Annotated in this window: 13 protein-coding genes; all 13 read left to right on the forward strand. The window is 39.3% G+C overall.

From position 1 onward, the window contains the following. Positions 1–482, forward strand: a 482-nt coding sequence (locus ASE55_RS20745; protein WP_185116288.1) for a transposase, incomplete at its 5' end; no start/stop codon positions are given. A gap of 34 nt (positions 483–516) precedes the next feature. Continuing rightward, on the forward strand, positions 517–693 hold the full coding sequence (locus tag ASE55_RS20750) for a transposase (protein WP_262483815.1): 177 nt from the start codon (positions 517–519) through the stop codon (positions 691–693). A gap of 462 nt (positions 694–1,155) precedes the next feature. Further along, positions 1,156–2,535 carry a glycoside hydrolase family 28 protein gene (locus tag ASE55_RS09840; RefSeq protein ID WP_082474474.1) on the forward strand — a complete coding sequence of 460 codons (1,380 nt, stop codon included), beginning with the start codon at positions 1,156–1,158 and terminating at the stop codon, positions 2,533–2,535. Then, on the forward strand, positions 2,532–5,387 hold the full coding sequence (locus ASE55_RS09845; protein ID WP_056218586.1) for a glycoside hydrolase family 2 protein: 2,856 nt from the start codon (positions 2,532–2,534) through the stop codon (positions 5,385–5,387). The genes ASE55_RS09840 and ASE55_RS09845 overlap by 4 nt, the downstream gene beginning before the upstream one ends. A 1-nt stretch (position 5,388) precedes the next feature. Then, the gene (locus tag ASE55_RS09850; RefSeq protein WP_056218589.1) at positions 5,389–6,711 is read left to right on the forward strand and encodes a rhamnogalacturonan acetylesterase; all 1,323 of its coding nucleotides are present in this window, start codon (positions 5,389–5,391) and stop codon (positions 6,709–6,711) included. Between the two features lie 146 nt (positions 6,712–6,857). Next, positions 6,858–9,635, forward strand: a complete 2,778-nt coding sequence (locus ASE55_RS09855; protein ID WP_056218591.1) for a glycosyl hydrolase — start codon at positions 6,858–6,860, stop codon at positions 9,633–9,635. Positions 9,636–9,644: 9 nt separating this feature from the next. Continuing rightward, on the forward strand, positions 9,645–10,448 hold the full coding sequence (locus ASE55_RS09860) for a DUF4350 domain-containing protein (RefSeq protein ID WP_056218594.1): 804 nt from the start codon (positions 9,645–9,647) through the stop codon (positions 10,446–10,448). A gap of 339 nt (positions 10,449–10,787) precedes the next feature. Then, on the forward strand, positions 10,788–12,668 hold the full coding sequence (locus ASE55_RS09865) for a rhamnogalacturonan lyase (RefSeq protein ID WP_056218595.1): 1,881 nt from the start codon (positions 10,788–10,790) through the stop codon (positions 12,666–12,668). Positions 12,669–12,674: 6 nt separating this feature from the next. Beyond that, complete coding sequence (locus ASE55_RS09870; RefSeq protein WP_056218597.1) at positions 12,675–13,451, forward strand: rhamnogalacturonan acetylesterase; 777 nt, start codon at positions 12,675–12,677, stop codon at positions 13,449–13,451. A gap of 9 nt (positions 13,452–13,460) precedes the next feature. Next, the gene (locus ASE55_RS09875) at positions 13,461–14,624 is read left to right on the forward strand and encodes a glycoside hydrolase family 88 protein (RefSeq protein WP_056218599.1); all 1,164 of its coding nucleotides are present in this window, start codon (positions 13,461–13,463) and stop codon (positions 14,622–14,624) included. Positions 14,625–15,335: 711 nt separating this feature from the next. Continuing rightward, complete coding sequence (gene rhaT / locus ASE55_RS09880) at positions 15,336–16,424, forward strand: L-rhamnose/proton symporter RhaT (protein WP_056218601.1); 1,089 nt, start codon at positions 15,336–15,338, stop codon at positions 16,422–16,424. A gap of 340 nt (positions 16,425–16,764) precedes the next feature. Then, on the forward strand, positions 16,765–19,809 hold the full coding sequence (locus tag ASE55_RS09885; RefSeq protein ID WP_056218604.1) for a SusC/RagA family TonB-linked outer membrane protein: 3,045 nt from the start codon (positions 16,765–16,767) through the stop codon (positions 19,807–19,809). 18 nt (positions 19,810–19,827) lie between these two features. Further along, positions 19,828–21,891 carry a RagB/SusD family nutrient uptake outer membrane protein gene (locus ASE55_RS09890; protein ID WP_056218607.1) on the forward strand — a complete coding sequence of 688 codons (2,064 nt, stop codon included), beginning with the start codon at positions 19,828–19,830 and terminating at the stop codon, positions 21,889–21,891. Positions 21,892–22,069 lie beyond the last annotated feature (178 nt).

The following is a 22,069-nucleotide window of genomic DNA, read 5'->3' on the forward strand; positions in this document are numbered from 1 at the left end:
CCAATGCCACACAAATTATCGACCGATTCCATGTTCAGAAATTAGCCATAGAAGCGTTGCAGGAATTAAGGATAAACCACCGTTGGGAAGCTATTGAGCAGGAAAACAATCTGCTCCTGGAAGCAAAAGAAAAGAAAAACAACACCGAGATTGAAACTTTTGAAAATGGCGATACCCGAAAGCAACTTTTGGCAAGAAGCAGGTATTTACTCTACAAAACGAGAGAAAAATGGACTGCATCGCAAAATCAGCGAGCTGAAATCTTATTCYCGCAATATCCTGATTTAGAAAAAGCGTACAATTTATCTGATGGCTTGAGGAAAATTTACAACCAAAACATTCAAAAATCCGTTGCAATGTTGAAACTGGCACATTGGTCTGATTTAGAAAAAGCGTACAATTTATCTGATGGCTTGAGGAAAATTTACAACCAAAACATTCAAAAATCCGTTGCAATGTTGAAACTGGCACATTGGGTTTAAWGAGGTGGAAGAATCAAGATTTAAAGCTTTCTCAGTGCTCAGAAAAACCATAATAMATCATTACAATGAGATTCTCAATTATTTTGAAAGAAGAAGCACAAATGCTTCCGCCGAGTCATTCAATGCTAAAATAAAAAACTTCAGATTACAATTAAGAGGCGTGCGGGATAAARCATTTTTCCTGTTCAGGTTGTCTAAACTTTTTGCCTAGTCCCCAAGTTTTGAGATTGATCCATTGTATCTCAATCGTACCGCCGCAATCTTTACAAACTGATGCTTCATTACTTCATGGCTCCGGTATTCTATTCATCAGGCATAAAATTACATTTCCTTAAAATTCAGGATTTTTTCAATGAAAAATCTGATCAGCTGCTCCATATTCAATGGCTGGCACTTGACAATCATCAAAGTATTTGCGATAAGCTTCCTTTTAGAACTTCCAAAAGATTTCTTTCCCGGAAATCTTTAAATTCCATGATTTTAAATTCTGAACCCAATAAGAATAAGAGGTATTAAATTATCCTGAACCGTTACAGAGCTGTAGAACCGGATGTAACCAAAACTTAATAACTCCAACATGAAAGAGCAGGATACTGTAAGCTCCCAAAATGTATATTTTTATTTTTATTAATTGTTTTAATTAAAATAAATTCAGAACTTCCTGAAAAAGATTATGAAATTTCAAAATATATTAACCTCCTTGCTGTCTTCTTGTATGCTTTTCTTCCTTTCATCAGCATTGAAAAGTCAGGACAATTTTCCGGATGGAACAGCAATCCCGAAATGGTTCAAAGAAAACAAGCCTACAGACATCAATAAATTAGGAAAAAAATACATCCTGACAGAAAATGGAATGAAGAATGACAGTACAGTTCTCCAGACCAAACAACTTCAGGCCGTTATTGATTTGGCAGCTAAAAACGGCGGCGGTGTTATCATTGTTCCGAAAGGAACATTCCTGATCAGTTCAGTTTTCTTCAGACAGGGAACACATCTGCATCTTGAAAACGGGGCAAAACTGAAAGGAAGCGATGATATCAATGATTTTCCCGTAGTCACAACAAGAATGGAAGGCCAGACGGTAAAATATTTTCCGGCCCTGATCAATGCAGACGGATTAAATGGATTTACGATTTCAGGAAAAGGAACGCTAGACGGAAACGGGCTCCGTTTCTGGAAATCATTCTGGAAAAGACGCGAATGGAATCCTAAATGCACCAATATGGACGAAATGAGACCCAGGATTATCTACGTCTCCAATTCGAAAAACGTTCAGGTAGAAGGAATTACCATTAAAAATTCACCGTTTTGGAGCACCCATTATTACAAAAGTGATTTTGTAAAATTATTAAACCTTACGATCTTAGCTCCGAAAGAACCCGTAAAAGCGCCAAGTACAGATGCCGTTGACATTGATGCGTGTACCAATTTCCTGATCAAAAACTGCTATATGTCGGTGAATGACGATGCCATTGCCTTAAAAGGCGGAAAAGGTCCTAAGTCCGATAAAGATCCAAATAATGGCGAAAACAGAAACATTCTCATCGAAGACAACAGTTTTGGATTCTGCCACAGCGTTTTGACTTGCGGTAGCGAATCCATTCATAACTATAATGTAATTCTCAGAAATTCTAAAGTGAAAGATGCATCAAGATTATTACATTTAAAAATGCGTCCGGACACGCCACAACATTACGAATATCTTACCGTTGACAACATTACCGGAAATGTAAAAACGTTCCTCTACGTAAAAGGCTGGAATCAGTTTTTTGATTTAAAAGGCGAGGAAAGACCTGCAAAAGGATTGGCCAACAATATCACGATAAAAAATATCGACCTCAGTTGCGAAACAGCGTTTTCTATTGAAAAATCAGACTTATTTGATCTGAAGGATTTCACATTTGAAAACTTTAAAATTAAAGCTTTAAAACCTGAAATGCAGAACCTGAACAATATTCAGAATTTAAAGCAGAAAAATATCAAGGTAACCCAGGTCGCCTCTATCACACAATCTTATGATAAAAAAGACGATTCAGACATTGCCGCTAAATGAGTTATCTTTCCAAAATATTTGTTCTTTTATGCTTTTGCTCCCAGTTTCTGCATGCTCAGTCTAAGGAAATCCAATTCCTGAGCGGGACAGATTCTGAGCATACCAAAGAATGGGATTTTTGGATAACCGGAGGAAGAAAATCGGGAAGCTGGAATAAAATTCAGGTTCCTTCACAATGGGAACAGCAGGGATTCGGCTCGTACAATTATGGAAGGGATTACGTAACCTACGGCAAGAATTTTAAATTCAATGATGAAGTAGGTTTGTACAAACACAAATTTTCCGTTCCCAATTCCTGGAAAGGAAAATCAGTCAATATTGTTTTTGAAGGTTCAATGACCGATACTGAAGTGAAAATCAACGGAAAATTAGCCTGCGAAATTCATCAGGGTGCTTTTTATGAATTCAAATATGATATTTCCGATAAAATATTATTCGGAAAAGAAAATGTTCTTGAAGTCAAAGTTTCTAAAATGTCTGCTGATAAATCGGTCAACAACGCAGAACGTCTTGCAGATTATTGGGTTTTGGGAGGAATTTTCAGACCGGTTTATCTTGAATCAGCCCCAAAAGAAAATATCTCATCCACATCAATTGACGCCAAAGCAGACGGAACTTTCCGTTCTAATGTTCATTTAAAAGGAATTCAATCGGTTAATAATTTAAAGGTCGAAATTTTTGATGCTAAAAATGATCTGGTTGCAGAATCTCAGATTCAAATTCAAAAAGGAGATACCTTAAAACAGATTCAATTTGCCGTTAAAAATCCAAAACTCTGGACAGCAGAAACGCCCAATTTATACAAAGCAAAATTCAGTCTCAATAAAAACAGAAAAAATATTTTCCAAAGCGAAGAGAAATTCGGTTTCAGAACCATTGAAATCAGAAAAGGCGATGGAATTTACATCAACGGAACCAAGATCAAAATGAAAGGCATCAACCGTCACGTCTGGTGGCCTGAAACCGGACGGGCTGTCAATAAAAACATCGATTTGATGGACGTTCAGCTCATCAAGGAAATGAATATGAATGCGGTTCGATGTTCTCATTATCCACCTAATAAATCATTCCTGCAGATTTGCGATTCACTCGGTTTATATGTTTTGGATGAATTGGCGGGATGGCAAAAAAAATACAGCACCGAAATCGGTAAAAAGCTCGTGAAAGAAATGGTGACGAGAGATGCCAATCATCCTTCTATCATTTTCTGGAGCAATGGGAACGAAGGCGGACACAATTTTGATCTGGATGCGGAATATGCGAAATATGACCTGTCAGACCGTCCCGTCATTCACGCGCATCACAAGCCCGGAAATGCGTTCAACGAAATCGACTGTAATCATTACGAAGATTATTACAGCACCAAAAAAAACCTTGAAGGCGAAAATATTTATATGCCGACCGAGTTTCTGCACGCGCAGGATGACGGCGGTGGCGGAACTTCTCTGGCCGATTATTGGGAACTTCACTGGAATTCCAAAAAAGGTGCGGGCGGTTTTCTTTGGGCGTTTGCCGATGAAGGCTTGGTGAGAACCGATTTCAACAATCAGATTGATGTGAATGCAATCAACGCTCCGGATGGAGTGGTGGGTCCGCATCGTGAAAAAGAAGGGAGTTTTTACGCGATTAAGGAAATTTACAGTCCGGTAAAAATTGATTTGAAAACCTTGCCGGATGATTTTAACGGAACAATCCCTGTCGAAAACCGATATCATTTTACCAATTTAAATGAATGTCAGTTTGAATGGAAACTGGTTAAATTTAAAACACCATTTTCTTCAGAATCTGGATTTGATGTAATTCAAAATGGAAAAGCGGGATCTCCAAATATTAAACCGATAGAAAAAGGAAATATTAAATTAAATCTTCTTCAAAACTGGAAAGAAAGTGAAGGGTTAATGCTGACTGCAACCGATTCTTTCGGAAAAGAAATCTATACCTGGACCTGGAAAATTTCTTCCAATGAAAAAATAGCAATACAATTTTCTAAATCGTTAATCAAAGAATCTCCGGTTTCTGTTGCAGGAAATGACTCATTATTTATTTTAAAATCAGACGAAAAAGAATTTTCATTTGGTAAAAAAGATGGATTGTTGAAGTCTGTCATTTTAGACAAGAAAGGCAAGAAAATAACCTTCCGAAACGGACCGGTTTTCGTGAATGGAACAACAGAATTATCATCCATAAAATCTTTTGCAGAAGGACAGAATCAGGTTATTCAGGTTTTATATAAAGACAGAAAAAAAGCAGTTTGGAAACTGAGTCCGAACGGAATTTTAGAACTAAATTATGAATATTCGCTTTCCGGAGATTACGCATTTGCGGGTGTAAGTTTTGATTATCCCGAAAATTACGTCATCAGTGCAAAATGGCTTGGCAAAGGCCCGTATCACGTCTGGAAAAACAGAACCCAAGGACAAACTTATAATGTCTGGCAAAATCTGAAGAACTCCACCCGAACAGGTTTTTCACCTTGGATTTATCCTGAATTTAAAGGCTATTTCGATGATGTTTCGTGGTTGCAATTAAATACAGCAGAAGGAAAAATCACGGTTGGAACGAAAGAAGAAAAAATGTTCGTCAGACTTTTTGACTTTTACGGAATTTACGGTGCCGAAGGCTATCCGAAACTGCCAACCGGAAATATTTCTTTCCTCGATGCGATTCCTCCGTTGGGAACTGTTTTGGCGTTTAATATTAATAATGATACTTCGACTTTAGGACCTGAAAGTGAATCGAATCATCTCAACGGAACGTTTAAAAGAACCTTGTATTTCTATTTTGGTCTGCCTGATTTGGGCGATGAAAATAAGCAGTTTACCATGCCAAAAGAAAATATTTTAACAGATTAAGATGCAGAACTGGATAAAATTTTTGACGCTTTTCTTAGGTTCGCTTTTGTTCGCACAACAGACGACTTTTAAGTTTGATTTTGGCACAGAAAGAACCGAAAACGGATTTATTCCCATCACATCAACCTCAAAATTTGATAAGAAAACAGGTTACGGATTTATGGATATTTCCGGTTTGAAATCTGTTGATAACGGTGGCAATGCTTTAACGGGAGATTTTATTACCAGTGATAAACCCTTTTATTTCTCTGTGATAATTCCTGAAGGCAATTATGATATTACATTAAATCTTGGGGATTCTAAAGGAATATCAGAAGCAACGGTTCGGGTAGAAAACCGCCGACTAATGCTGAACGATGTGAAAACAAAGCAAGGCGAAGTTCTTGAAAAAAAAATCACCGTTCATGTAAAAGACAGTATTATTAGAAATCAGGACGGAACTCAAATCGGAATTGTCAAATTAAAGCCAAGAGAAAGAAAATATTTACATTGGGATAATTTGCTGACGATTGAATTCAATGACAAAGCTCCGAAAGTTTGTTCGGTCATTATTCAACCTAACACAAAAGCTAAAACCATTTATCTGACCGGAGATTCTACCGTTGTGGATGCACAGTACGAACCCTGGGCATCGTGGGGACAGATGTTGCCGTATTTTTTTGTTCCGAATGAAGTCGTGATTGCCAATTACGCCGAAAGCGGAGAAACATTAAAAGCGTTTGAAGACCGCCATAGAATCGATAAAATCTGGAAGAAAATAAAACCGGGAGATTATCTGTTCATCCAGTTTGGGCATAATGACCAGAAGTCAGGGAACAGCATTAAATCAGGTTACAGAAAAAGACTAAAAGAATGGATTTTAAAAGCCCGGGAACTGGGAGTGATTCCTGTTTTGGTCACTTCAATGAACCGCAGGGTCTTTGATGAAAACAATAAAATTGTCAATACGTTGGATGATTTTCCTGATGCAGTGCGGGAAATTGCAAAGGAAGAAAAAGCAGATTTAATCGATCTGAATGCGATGAGCAAAACCCTGTTTGAGGCAATGGGACCGGAAGCGGCAAAGAAAGCATTTGTCCATTATCCTGCAAACGCCTATCCCAATCAGCCGATGGCTTTGGCAGATGATACGCATTTTAATACGTATGGAGCGTACGAATTGGCACAATGTATAGTTAAATCCATTGTCGATCAAAACTTACCTTTAAAAAAATACATTTCAAAAAACTATAAAAATTTTGATCCCAATAAACCTGATGATATCAAAAAATTCCGTTGGCCTGAAAGTATCTTTATGGAAACTTTAAAACCGGATGGAAATTGAAAGATCCGTTAAGCATAAAGTTTACAGAACCACGAAGTGGTTCAATATAAATAGCATTGGGTGAAACCCTGTGAAATATATAAATAACATCATGTGAAACCGGTGAAATATGAAATCAGATATAATACGATGCAAAATTGAACAAAATGAAAATTAAAAATATAGTCAGTCTCAGCCTCATCTGTTTTGCCTTCGGAAACCTTTCCGCACAAAACCCGTGGCCGCAAACCACGGAGACCGCAAAACCCTGGACACGCTGGTGGTGGATGGGGAATGCCGTTGACGAAAAGGGATTGGATAAGCAACTGACCACACTTTCAAAATCAGGATTTGGTGGCGTAGAAATCGTTCCAATTTATGGCGCAAAAGGTTTTGAAAAACAATACCTTAATTACCTGTCTCCGGAATGGATGAAAATGCTTCAGTTCACGACCAACAAAGCAAAAACCCTGAATATGGGTGTTGATATATCTGTCGGAACGGGCTGGCCCATCGGCGGACCACAGGTTGATGAAGCCGATGCTGCAACTAAAATAATTGTTCAGACGTACACGGTTTTATCAGGGGAAAAACTTGCAGATAAAATTGTTCTGAAAGACGAAAAACAGAAGAATTTAAAAACGATAAAACTTGATGTTGTTACCGCTTACAACGAAAAAAATGAAGCGGTCGTTTTAACTGAGAAAGTAAATGCTGATGGTTCTCTAAACTGGAAACCAAATTCAGGGAAATGGACAATCTATGCGGTTTTTGTGGGTAAGACTTTACAGAAGGTAAAACGTGCCGCGCCTGGTGGCGAAGGCTACACTTTAGACCACTTTTCACCGGATGCAACCAAAGATTATTTAAAAACTTTTGACAAAGCTTTTGGAAATTCCAACTACGGAATCCGCTCTTTTTTCAATGACAGCTATGAAGTTTACAACGCCGATTGGACACCGGATTTTTTAAATGAATTCAAAAAAAGGCGGGGCTACGATTTAAGTCCGTACATCAAATATCTGGTGAGCAATGAGGAAAGCGAAATTGCCGGAAGAGTAAAATCAGATTACAGGGAAACGTTGAGCGAACTGATTTTAAACCGTTTCACCAAGGATTTTACCAACTGGGCGCATTCAAAAAGCTCAAAAAACACCAACCAGGCACACGGTTCGCCGGGAAATCTGCTGGATTTGTACGCAGCTGTTGATATTCCGGAATCTGAAACTTTTGGAAGTTCTATTTTTCAAATTCCGGGGTTGAAAAGAGATACTGCTGACGTTCAGAAATCAGATATGCCTGATTTTAATATGTTGAAATTTGCTTCTTCTGCGGCAAATGTAACGGGCAAAAAACTAACATCCAACGAAACTTTTACCTGGTTAACAGAACATTTTAAAACTTCCTGGTCGCAGGCGAAACCGGAAGTAGAGCAGGTGTTTTTATCTGGAATCAACCATGTTTTTTACCACGGAACAACATATACGCCGGCGGATATTCCGTTTCCGGGATGGCTGTTTTATGCTTCGGTAAATTTCGTTCCTGAAAACAGTTTGTGGCCTCATTTGAAAGGATTAAATTCTTACATCGAAAGGACTCAATCTGTTTTGCAGAGTGGAAAATCGGATAACGAATTGTTGATGTACTGGCCGGTTTACGACCAGTGGGCGAGTCCGAAAGGGAAGGATGCGACTTTTAAAGTTCACAATGTTGAAAAGTGGTTAGTGCCCACTCCGATGTATAGAAATCTGAATACACTCAGTAAAATGGGCTATTCGCTGGATATGATTTCGGATAAAATGATTGGTGAATCGAAATCTGAAAATCAAAAAATTCAGTTTTCTAAAGAAGGTTCTGCGTATCAGGTTTTAATTATTCCTGAACTTACGTATTTGCCAGAATCGACTTTAAAAAACATTTTGGATTTAGTTCAAAACGGAGCATCCATTATTTTCCAAAATGAACCGAAAGATATTCCCGGAAATTTTGAAGTGGAGAAAAGAAGAACGCAGTTGAAATCTTTATGGAATCAGATTCCGTTTCAAGATCAAGCCGGAAATTTGAAATTTGCCAACTTTGGAAAAGGTAAAATTATCTTAAGTTCTGATGTTGCGAAGGCTTTGGAATATTTAAACATTGAAAGAGAAAAACTGACGGATACAGGATTGAAATTCGTGAGAAGACAGTTTGATGGTGGGAAATATTATTACATTGTCAACCATACTTCAAAGGAAATTAATCAAGATATTCCATTGAATTTTATCGGGAAACAAGTTGCTTTGATGAATCCCAAAAATGGAGATTTTGGACTTGCTCAGACTCAAAATAATTCAGTGAGAGTTCAGTTGAAATCCGGAGAATCTTTAATGATAAAAGCTTCTGAAGACAGTGACAATTCAGTTCCAAAATGGAATTACACTGAAAAAGCCGATGCGCCTCTTGCTTTAAACCAACCCTGGCAACTGACTTTCAAAGAAGGCGGTCCTGATCTTCCGAAGACAAGAACTTTGAAGAAATTGGAACCCTGGACTAACTTCACAGAAGATCCTTCAACACAGAGTTTTTCGGGAACGGGAGTGTATACGACCACTTTAAATTTGAAGAAAAAAAATGCAGACGATTATCTGTTGAAATTTGATAAGCTCTACGAAAGTGCAAAAGTAATGGTCAACGGTCAGGAAGCCGGAATTGTCTGGAGTATTCCGTTTGAAATCAACATCGGAAAATACCTGAAAAAAGGAAAAAATACCATTCAGATTGAAGTTTGTAATTTAATGGCCAACAGAATCCGTTATATGGATCAAAATAAAATCCAGTGGCGGAATTACCACGAAATCAATTTCGTGAATATTGACTACAAGCCGTTTGATGCCTCTAACTGGAACGTTCAGCCTTCAGGCTTGGATGGCGAAATTCGATTAATTCCAATTCATTATTCAAAATAAAAATTAATTATGACTAAAAATATCTTAAAAATATTTGCTCTGGGAACATTGCTGACATTCAGTTTTTCCAATGCCCAGCAGAAACCGAAAGTCGTTTTAGACAACTTTTTCAACAACGAAAAAAAAGAAAATAAAGAAACCAAAGCATTGGAATCCTGGCATTACACGTGGAATGACACGACCAACGGTGGATTTTCTCTGTTGGGAGAAATCTTTCAAAAACAAGGCGCGGAAATCAGCACACTTACAACGGCTCCGACTAAAAAAGATTTGAAAAATGCCAATATTTATATCATCGTGGATGCCGATATTGACAAAGAAGCTTACGGTGGAAAGGCTAATTTAATTGACACTAAATCCATTAAAAACCTTGTAAAATGGGTTGAAAAAGGGGGCGTTCTGGTTTTAATGAGCAACGATAAGGGAAATTCTGAGTTTGAAAATTTCAATAAACTGGCAGAAAAATTTGGAATTCATTTCAATGAAGACAGTTATAACCGTGTTCAGAAAAGAGAATTTGAGCAGGGAAAAGTGATCGTTTCATCAGGGAATGAAGTGTTTTCTGAGCAGAAATTATATATGAAAGAAGTGGCGACGATTTCCGTAAAAAATTCGGCAAAAGAATTATTGTCTGCGGAAGGCAAAAACATAGCAGCCATCGCAAAAATTGGCAAAGGGACGGTTTTCGCATTGGGAGATCCGTGGTGCTACAACGAATATATTGATGGCAAAAAACTTCCTGCAGATTTTACCAATGAGCAGGGAACGGAAGAATGGGTGAAGTGGTTGTTGAAGCAGGCATTCAAAAAATAATTGAATTTGTGCAATCGGTTGAATTGCATGATAAAATTTATTTGGGCAGCTTAATCCGACTGTAATTTATCCTGAGCTTGTCGAAGGGCTTCCGCTTTTTTGTTCGTCGTTCCTCCTCATAAAAAGAGCTCCGTTCAAGCCGGGTTGCGAGAAATCGAGGAACGAGATTCATCGATTCAAAGTAAAAATAGAAAGTAAGAGATAGATTCACCGTAAAAAATCCTTGTCAAGGTTTCAAACCCAAGGATTAAATCATCACAAATTATCAAGAGAAGTGGGCTTTAGCGTTTGCAAAAGGTTTTCAAATATGGCTTTAGCCAAAATAATAAAATCAGAATTATGAATGTAAAATTCAAATTATTTTTAGGTGCAATTCTTTTTTCAGAGCTGCTGTCTGCACAAAAACAGATGGAACATCTGAAAAGAGGAATCGTTGCCATGCCTTCAGATTCGGGCGTTTTTGTGAGCTGGCGTATGCTCGGAACAGAAGCTCAGGATACGCATTTTGATTTGTACCGTACAGAAAATAATGCAACCAAAAAGCTGAATGATAAATCATTACTTCACGAGACTAATTTTTTAGACAAGACAGCCGACAAAGCAAAGAATTATACCTATTTCGTCAAATCAAATACGCAGGATCAATCGGTTGACATGGATTCTGCAAAATATATTGCCAATCAGAAACCGTATTTTTCAATTCCTCTGAAAACACCGAAAGGGTACAAACCCAATGATGTTTCTGTGGCGGATCTGGATGGTGACGGCGAATATGAAATCATCCTGCATCAGGTGGGAGAATCCCGTGACAACAGCCAGAAAGGGTTTACGGATGCGCCAATCATTCAGGCTTATAAAATGAACGGAACGTTTCTCTGGGAAATCAATTTGGGTAAAAACATAAGAGAAGGAGCACATTACACCCAGTTTTTGGTGTATGATTTAGACCAGGACGGCAAAGCGGAAATCATAATGAAAACCGCCGACGGAAGCAAAGACGGAAAAGGGAAATTCATCGGTGACCCGACAAAAAATTACGTCAATGAAAACGGAATGATCCTTTCCGGACCGGAATATCTGACAGTTTTTGACGGACAGACGGGATCTGAAATTAATACGGTGAATTATGAAGTCCCAAGATTTGCAGGCAGTCTGTACCCAACTGATGAACAGATGACGGAAACCTGGGGCGATGCCAAAGGAAACCGACTCGACCGGTTTTTGGGAGCTGTTGCCTATCTGGACGGCAAAACACCCAACATAATTATGTCGAGAGGATATTACACCAGAACGGCAATTGCTGCATGGGATTACAAAGATAAAAAACTCAGTTTAAGATGGCTTTTTGATACGGAAAGTTCAGAAGAGAATAAAAAATACCGTGGACAGGGAAACCACAATCTGACGGTTGCGGATGTCGATAATGACGGAAAAGATGAAATCGTTTTCGGAGCAATGACGGTTGATGACAATGGAAAAGTTCTGAATAGTACAGGTTACGGTCACGGTGATGCATTGCATGTCGGTGACTTAGATCCATCAAATCCCGGACTGGAAATTTTTGATATTCAGGAAAGGTTTGATGATGCGGGTGCCCATTTCAGAGATGGGAAAACCGGAAAGGTTTTATGGAAACTGCCGTCTACAGTGTATAGCAAACAGGGGAAATTTCAGGGTCCCGGAAGAGGACTATCATTAAATATTGATCCCCGTTACGAAGGTTCAGAATCCTGGGCAGCCGGAGCCGGATTGAAAGGGATTTATAATACGAAAGGAAAGAAAATCAGTGATAAAAACCCGCCTGCCAATATGGGAGTTTATTGGGACGGCGATTTTTTAAGCGAAATTTTGGACGGAACATCAGTTTCAAAATGGGACTGGAAAAATGAAAAATCGGATTTGATCTTTGATGCTAAAAACTTCCAGTGCGAATCTAATAACGGAACGAAGAAAAATCCTGCGTTGGTTGCCGATTTATTCGGAGACTGGCGTGAAGAGGTGATGTACAGAACGGCTGATAATCAGGAATTGAGAATTTTTTCTACGACCATTCCGACAAAACACAGGTTGTATACGTTGATGCACAATCCGCAATACCGTTTGAGCATTGTCTGGCAGAATGTAGGCTATAATCAGCCTCCACATACCGATTATTATCTGGATGAATCGGTGAAAGAAATTCCGAAACCGAATATTTATACAGTAAACCCCAAGAAATAATTAATTATGAAAATCAAAACCGTTATCCCTTTTGTTTTGCTGGTAGCTTTTTTTGGAGTTTCATTTCAGAAAATTCAGGATAAACCTGTGCTTTATATCATTGGCGATTCTACGGTACAAAATGGTTCAGGCAAAGGCTCAGATTCACTTTGGGGCTGGGGAAGCTTTATGAATGTATTTTTGAATACGGATAAAATTGAAATTCAGAATCATGCAAAAGGCGGAAGAAGCAGTCGGACATTTCTCACAGAAGGCCGCTGGGACTCAATTATGAAAACCATTAAAAAAGGCGATTATGTTCTGATGCAGTTCGGCCATAACGATGGTGGTGAACTGGCAGACACGTTGCGTGCAAGAGGAACCATCAAAGGAATCGGAGAAGAGACGAAAGATATTTATAACCCGATCCGTAAAGTGAATGAAACGGTTTATACTTACGGTTATTATATGAGAAAATATGCCGATGAAGCAAAAGATAAAGGTGCAGTTCCCATTATAGTTTCTCCCGTTCCAAGAAATGAATTTAATGAAAAAGGCAAAATCGAAAAAGATCAATACGGCATCTGGGCCCAGCAAGTTGCAAAGCAGACCGGCGCTTATTTTATTGATTTAAATGAAATGGTGATTGAAAAATACCGGAAAATGGGACCGGAAAAAGTAAAGGCTTTCTTTCCGAAAGATCATACGCATACCAATGAAGCAGGAGCTGTCCTGAATGCAGAACTGGTGGTAAAAGGAATTAAGCAACTGAAGAACTGTGAACTGAAAAATTATATAAAGTAAATAAAAGATATGAAAAGATCATTAATTAAAAGCGGTATTTATGCATTGGTCATCGGAGTTTTATCTTCGTGTTCAGTGCAGAAGCAAACTACTGCAAGTAAGGTTGAAATTCCAAACAGGAAGGAGGTTCTTGAAGTTTCGAGAAGGGCCAATCAGTATTTCATGAACAAGTGGCCGGATACCGGAAAAGACATTGTCGGCAAAAAAGTGTGGCCAAGCAATCTGTGGACCCGGGCGGTGTATTATGAAGGCTTGATGGCATTGTACAAAGTAGATCCCAAAAAAGAATATTACGATTATGCAATGTCCTGGGCAACTCACCATAAATGGGATATGATGCGTGGAACTTACACAAGAAATGCCGATCACCAGGCCTGCGGGCAAACCTACATCGATCTTTATGAAATCGACGGAAAGAAACATCCGGAAAGAATTAAAAATGTTAAAGCTTCCATGGACAGTATGATTGCTACGGATAAAGTGGATGACTGGTGGTGGATTGATGCATTGCAGATGTCGATGCCTATTTTCACGAAACTGGGCAGGATTACAGGCGAGCAGAAGTATTTTGATCGAAATTATGAAATGTATGCGTATACAAAATACAAGCATGGAGGAAATGGGTTATACAACCAGGCAGATAAAATCTGGTGGCGGGATAAAAGCTTTGTGCCGCCTTACAAAGAACCCAATGGCGAAGACTGTTACTGGAGCCGTGGAAATGGCTGGGTAGTGGCTGCTTTGGCGAAAACTTTGGAAGATACCCCGAAATCTGATCCTCATTATCAGGAATATTTACAGGATTACAAAGATTTACTGGCAGCTTTGCTCCCGATTCAGAGAGAAGATGGATTTTGGAATGTCAGCTTGCACGATCCAACCAATTTTGGTGGAAAAGAAATGACAGGAACCGCTTTGTTCGTATACGGAATGGCGTACGGAATCAATAACGGATTAATCGACAGGGATACTTATTTACCGGTTGTGGTTAAAGCATGGAATGCGATTGCAAAAGATTCTGTGCAGCCAAATGGTTTTCTGGGCTGGGTACAGGGAACCGGAAAAGAACCGAAAGACGGCCAGCCGCTTTCTGTAAGCAAAGAACCGGATTTTGAAGACTATGGCTTAGGCTGTTTATTGCTTGCCGGAAGTGAGGTTTACAAATTGAAGTAGATTTAATGTTTGACCGTTAAGCAATTAATACTTAAGACGGATCAGGAAAATCCGCCGTTTTCAAAGTAAAATGCTAAAAGCGATGCTCAGCTTAATATTCTTAAAACCTTAAACAGCCTTAACGGTTAAATTGTATGTTACAATAAATAACAGTCTCTTACATATATAGTAAATCGGGTATTTTCTACAGAAGTCATACAACACTCAAACCTAACGGGTTTTTAAAACCCGTTAGGTTTTATTTTTTCTAAAGTATAATAGGTGAAGATTATCAATATTTATACTTAAGGTTCAAATTAAGCTTGAAAAACCAGCAAATTTTTATACTTATTCAAAAAAGCGAAGCTGAACTTGATAGTCTTAAAACCTTAAACAGCCTTAACGGTTAAATTGTATGTTACAATAAATAACAGTCTCTTACATATATAGTAAATCGGGCATTTTCTACATAAGTCATACAACACTCAAACCTAACGGGTTTTAAAAATCCATTAGGTTTTATTTTTTTCTAAGATATAGTAACCGAAGATTAAGGATCAAAAAATAATTTTAAAATAAATGATCTCTATATAAACTTCTTAAAGCACCATGTAAATAACCCTTGCAGATTACTTTTAATTTTATTATTTTTTCAAACTCTTTTACATGACACTACAAGATGCGCAATCGATTACATCTTATTAATTTTCAAATTCAACCAATACGATAATTATGAATGCACTATTAGGGGTTTTTTTTCATTTTCTGGGAGGCTTTTCTTCGGGGAGTTTTTATCTGCCATATAAAAAAGTAAAGGGATGGTCCTGGGAAACCTATTGGTTGATCGGCGGTATTTTTTCATGGATTATTGTCCCGCCGCTGGCTGCTTTTCTTACCATTCCCGGTTTTTGGGAGATTATTCAGAATGAAAGTTCATCCATTTTAGGGCTGACGTTTCTGTTCGGTGCACTCTGGGGAATCGGAGGTTTTACGTATGGCCTTGGCGTGCGTTATTTGGGCGTTGCATTGGGAAGCAGTATTATTCTGGGACTCTGTATGGTATTCGGGTCCTTGGTTCCTTCGGTTTTTTATGAATTTTCTTCGCAATCGGGAAAAGATAATATAGGTCTCATGATGTCAAATCCATGGGGGCAGTTTGTCTTACTGGGACTTTTTGTCTGCGTTATAGGAATTGTCATCAGCGGAAAAGCAGGGATGATGAAAGAAAAAGAACTGCAGACCGAATCTACGGATCCTCACGGAACTTCAGTAAAAACGGAATATAAATTCGGGTTGGGACTGATTGTTTCCATCATATCGGGAGTATTGAGTGCCTGCTTCAATTTCGGACTGGAAGCCGGAAAACCAATGGCCAATGTAGCCAATGAAGCCTGGAAACTTGCCAATCCGGATCAGGGAGAATTCCTCTTTCAAAATAATGTAACCTACGTTGTTGTACTTTGGGGCGGAATGGCAGTCAATCTGATCGGATGTCTGTATCTGGCTTTTAAAAATAAATCGTACGCTGATTATACCAAGCAAAATGTACCGGTGGTAAAAAACATTATTTTCTGTGCACTGGCGGGAACGATGTGGTTTTTACAGTTCTTTTTCTACGGAATGGGAGAGAGCAAAATGGGGAACGGCCCAAGTTCATGGATTCTGCACATGGCATTTATCATTTTCATTGCCAATTTATGGGGAATCATTATTAAAGAATGGAAAGGGGTTTCCAGAAAAACGATTAAGACTATTACCGCAGGAATGATTGTCATCTTTATTTCCATTCTGATTGTAGGCTACGGAAATTCTTTAAGATAAATTATTATTCCGATGTATTATTTAAAGTTTCATTAATATTTATATAGTTCAATTTTTGTAAGGCACTGATTTTTCAGTGTCTTTTTTGTGCCGGCAGGTGATATTTTTGTAAAACGAAAATTGAAATAATTCCACATTTTGACAGCTTAATTTCAATATCAGATTTTAAATCTAATACGTTTATATTTATTTAAATTATTATAAATTCGCGATTTTAGTATAAATGTAGATAAATAATTAAGATAAATTATGAATTATATAATGCAGGATATGGCAGGATGCCAGAACTTTTCTAACAGTGTACATTGTGACATATTTAAACGCTAATAAAAATTAATATATGTCTTTGATAATTAAACACAAGAATATAAAGCGAATCGTGTTTCCTGCTTTTATGCTTTCGACAAGTTTTGTCTGGGGGCAGGAAGCGGTAAATGATACTTTGAAAAGGGATGTAAAAGATATTGAGGAAGTAGTGGTGATCGGTTATGGTAAAGTTAAGAAATCAGACTTAACGGGATCGGTATCTTCAGTTTCTGCAAAAGATCTGGCAGCAACACCGTCAATGAATGCTTTACAGGCACTACAGGGAAGAGCGGCCGGACTTAATATTGTAACTGCCGGTGGTGCACCGGGTGCAGGTGCAAACGTTACGATCCGTGGAGGTGCTTCTATTACCCAGGGGACGGAACCGTTGTATATTGTAGACGGTTTTCAGCTGGACAATGCACTGAACATCATCAATCCCAATGACATCGAAAGCATCGATGTACTGAAAGGAGCTTCCGCCATCGCTATTTATGGTGCCCGTGGTTCCAACGGTATTATTGTGATCAAAACGAAAACCGGAAAAAAGGGGAGGGTAACCATCAGCTATAATTCTTTTATGTCATTTGACATGCTTTCCAAGAAACTGGATATGGTTTCCAATGCTGAGCAGTATGTAAAATACCAGTATGAACTGGCCCAGTTAAGCGGCGGCGCTACAAAATGGAGCAATGTGTTTGATAACAGTTTAGGAACAGATTCTCCCGGATTTTATACAGGAGCATACAACAGGATCAGCAACCGATACGGATCTGCCCCTGCACTGGACTGGCAGGAGAAAATGCTTGGAGGATCAGGCGTTACACAGAACCATAACGTGAGTGTTTCTGCAGGTACGGATAAAACGCAGACTTTCATCAGTTACAATTATAACAAACAGGACGGTTTGCTGCAGAATTTCAGCGAAACTAGAAACTCATTGCGTGCCAACGTCAATTCAGAACTCTATAAAGGGATCCGTCTGGATTTCAGCTCAATGTTTACCTCCAATTCCACAAACGGTGGAGGAGCCTATTCCGGAATGAAGAAAATATTGCTTCAGCCGATTACGGGAGGTACCTTGTTTACTCAGGATCAGTTATTCAATACACAGACTTTCCCTGATTTCTCTGCTTTGGATTCTAGTTTTGATACAGAGAATCCATACATAGAAACAGCGGCATCTACGCAAAACAGACGGGCCAGAACATTTTTAGCCAATGTAGGTTTAGAATTTGATCTGTTGAAAAATTTCACTTTCAGGACAGCAGGCTCTTATAACTGGACAAACACTAAATCAACGGCATTTTCAGATAGAAATTCCCGCGCTTTCCTTACAGATCCTGTAAATACAGGGATCAACGGAAGTATCGGAAATTCTGAAGCCTACCGTTACCAGATCACCAATACCTTAACTTATAATACGACGTTAGGTGAAAAACATAAAATCACCGGGTTAATCGGAAATGAAATTATCTATCAGGAGAATGAAAGCAACAGCATGCGACTGATAAGGTTCCCGACGATTTTAAATTACGGCTTAGATGATATATCCAATGCTACCGTTGCTGATAAATCTGCAGACAGGTCTTCACTTAGTTTGCTTTCTTATTTTGCGCGTGTAAATTATAACTATGATAACCGTTATTTATTAACAGGTACCGTTCGGCGGGATGGATCTTCAAAATTCGGTCCTGAAAACAGATGGGGAATATTTCCATCCGTAGCTGCGGCCTGGAGGGTTTCCGAAGAAGGTTTCTGGAAAAACTCTAAAATTGAGAATTATGTCAACGACCTGAAGTTCAGATTTGAATACGGGATTGTGGGAAATAATAGTATCCCAAATAATGTATTCAGAACCAATGTGATAGGAACGGATTATCCTTCCAATAATACAATAGGTAACTTAGCTTTAATGACAAGCAGTGTCTTGGGTAACCGTATTGTACAGTGGGAAGAAATGAGATCTACAAACATAGGAGTAGATCTGGCTATGTTTAACAACAGAATTAAATTAACCGGTGAATTTTACAACAACAATGTAAGCAGCATGTTGCTTGAAACCGTACTTCCTGCATCTACCGGATATAAAAGCCAGTTTGTGAATGTCGGTTCCATGAAAAATACCGGTATGGAATTCACTTTAAACTCAGTCAATTTAAAATCTGAAAACTTCAGATGGTCTACCGATGCCAACATCGGATTTAATAAGTCAAAAGTACTGTCTCTTGATGAGGGGAGAACCTTCAGAACCTTCAGTGTAGGTGGTAACAGATCAGGGATGGTAACGTACTATGCCAACGTTGGAGAAGAATTAGGAGATATGTACGGATATGTATATCAGGGAATTTATACGACTGATGACTTTACACAGGGGCCAAACGGTACACTTATCCTGAAAGCGGGTGTCGTAAAGCCTGCATCCGGAACGCCTAAACCGGGAGACATGAAATTTGCAGCGGATAATGCTGCCGGAGATCAGTTTACAAGAAAATTGGTAAAAATAGGGAACGGTACACCGGACTTTATCGGAGGGATCAGCAATAATTTTTCTTACAAAGGCTTCGATTTAGCGGTGTTTATGAAATTCAGCGTTGGGGGTGATATTTATAACGCCACCAAACAGAGTTTGAGCCCTTACGCAGCTTTCCAGAATGTTCCTACAGAATTCGGGGATAATTATTATCATCTTATCGATCCTAACACCGGCCAGGCAACAACCAATCTGGAAAGATTAAAAGAACTTAACCCGAATGAAGGCTCAAGCCTTTGGAGTTTAAGCAATACCAATACGGCCAATATCACGTATCCTTCTTCTTATTATGTGGAAGACGGTTCCTATTTAAGGATTTCCATGGTCACATTAGGATATTCTTTCCCTAAAGAATTTTTAAGCACGGTAAGACTGACGAATGCACGTATTTATGCAACAGTTAATAACTTAGCAACCATTACAGGGTATTCAGGATATGATCCGGAAGTTTCAGCAGCAAGTGGTGTTGCGGTTACTCCGGGATATGACAGTTCTTCATTCCCAAGATCAAGAAGTTACGTTTTGGGTATCAATCTTACTTTTTAATATTTAATTGTTTCAGTCATGAAAAACATAGTTAACAAACACAATTTCATTAAGAGATTAATCATAATCCCGTCTATTCTTGTCGGCGGGCTCACCATCAATTCCTGTAGCGACGATTTTTTAGATCAGCCTGCCTACAACTCTTCTGATACAGAATCGGTTTTTACCAATATAGAAACGGCAGATGCATTCGTTCAGGGTCTTTACAGAGGCCTGGTTCCTACGGAAATGTTTTATCAGCTGGGAGCAGGAGATACCGTTACGCACTCTGCCGAGGACGGAACAACCAATAACTCAAAATACAATATCGCCAACTACCAGTATGATGCCTACACTCCGAATACCGTGACAGGGATATATGCTGCCATGTATGCGGTGATCGAAAGAACCAACATTGCTATTGACCGGTTACCGGACATGCCGGCAAGCCCGAAGCGTGATGCATTATTGGCAGAAGCCAAAGCCATCCGTGCATTTTGCTATTATAACCTGATCAGGGTTTACGGTGACGTACCTGCCATCTGGATCCCTTTGGAAGAGGCAGACCCTAATGATCCGAGTACACTGTATCCTAAACGTACTTCACGTGATGTAATTTATGATAAGGTGATTGCCGATATCCAGGAATCCATTGGCAATATGCCGGCTTCTAACGGAACGCCGGAAAGACTGAACAGACAGTCTACCAACGCACTTTTAGCAAGAATTGCGCTCTATGCAGCAGGATATTCTCTCCGTTGGGACCTGAATACCGGAGCAGCAGGCACCATGTCCCGCCGTCCGGATAACGCAAGGGTTCAGCAGCTGTACCAGATTGCTGATGCAGCAGCAGCTTCCGTAATCAACGGCGGTACGAATAGCTTGGTACAGGCACAGGGCGGCAAGAGTGGTTTTGAAGCACTTTGGTTTAATTTTGACAGAAGGAATTTTTCAGCTGTAAATCAAGAAATGCTCTGGCACATCGCTGAATACGGCCCGAATACCAATTCAGCATTCGGAGTGTATGCACATCCGGGTTCAAGAGGGGGTACTTATGGTTCCCGTAAGGCTCTGCAGTTTATCCTTCCGAGTTATTACCTGTCTTTTAACCCTGCAGATAAGCGAAGAGATGTTGCCACAACGTCTTACAGTATTTACTTCTTAAGAACAGGTCAGGCGACTGATACCTGGGTAGATGTAGGAACTACATACTCTTGTATTATGCCGGGCAAATTCAGAATTTCATGGTGTGTGGAGCCACAGGCTGCAGATGCACGTAACCTGAATATCCCGATTATCAGATATGCTGATGTCCTGTTAATGTATGCAGAAACACAGAATTATTTAAATGGAGGCCCTACTGCATTGGGTATTGCAGCTTTACAGCAGGTGAGAAACCGTGCCGGGATCGGTTCATTAGCCGTACCAAGCGGCCAGCAGGCTTTCGAATCAGCCATTGTTCAGGAACGTAAATGGGAGTTTTCAGACGAATTTATGCTTCGTACCGATCTGATCAGGATGAACCGTCTTGCCAGTGAAATTGATGCGACAAAACAGGCGATGAAAAACTTATCCAACCGTACCGGGCAGTTTGCCAATACGCCTATTTACCGTCTTTACAAATATCACAAAAATACACAGGTATACGGGGATCCGTTTCTGGCAGTTACTTATATTGATTTAACAGACCCTGCACAGATTGCACAGGTTCAGGCAGTTCCTACCAATTCATCAGGATACGCAGCGTATCAGACGACTCTGAAGGCTATCGCACTAGCAAACGGACAGACTTCAACCACCGATGACAAATGGTATCCTGCAAATATGTTCCAGGCGTACACCAGTACATTTAACGGGAACGCAAGAAAAGCCGTAGGATTTATTGAAGGTTTCAATCAGCTTCAGGTCGGTAATATTATTTATACAAAACCAACCGGGGCATTTGAAAACGGAGGCGTATATCCAACCTGGATTGAAGGTAACGGAGACGGTCTGTTCTACGGATTTGTGCCGAACAAAACAGAATTGCTGCCTTTTGCCGCGCAGTCTGCAGGTCATCCGCTGGTAGACAACCCGAACCTTACCCAGCTTCCGGGATACTAATTAATACCAAAACACCAAATCAAAAATATTAAATCAATCTTAACCCGATGTTAATGACTGTACAGCTGAACCGGAACGTGATAAATGTCATTGTTAAATGATCTTTAAATAATCGGTTCAGCAGTATAGTACGGGATGCTGTACAAGTTGCTACAGTCTAAATTTGGGTTAAAATTCA

Source organism: Chryseobacterium sp. Leaf201, assembly GCF_001421435.1.
In the GTDB taxonomy this organism is placed as follows: domain Bacteria; phylum Bacteroidota; class Bacteroidia; order Flavobacteriales; family Weeksellaceae; genus Chryseobacterium.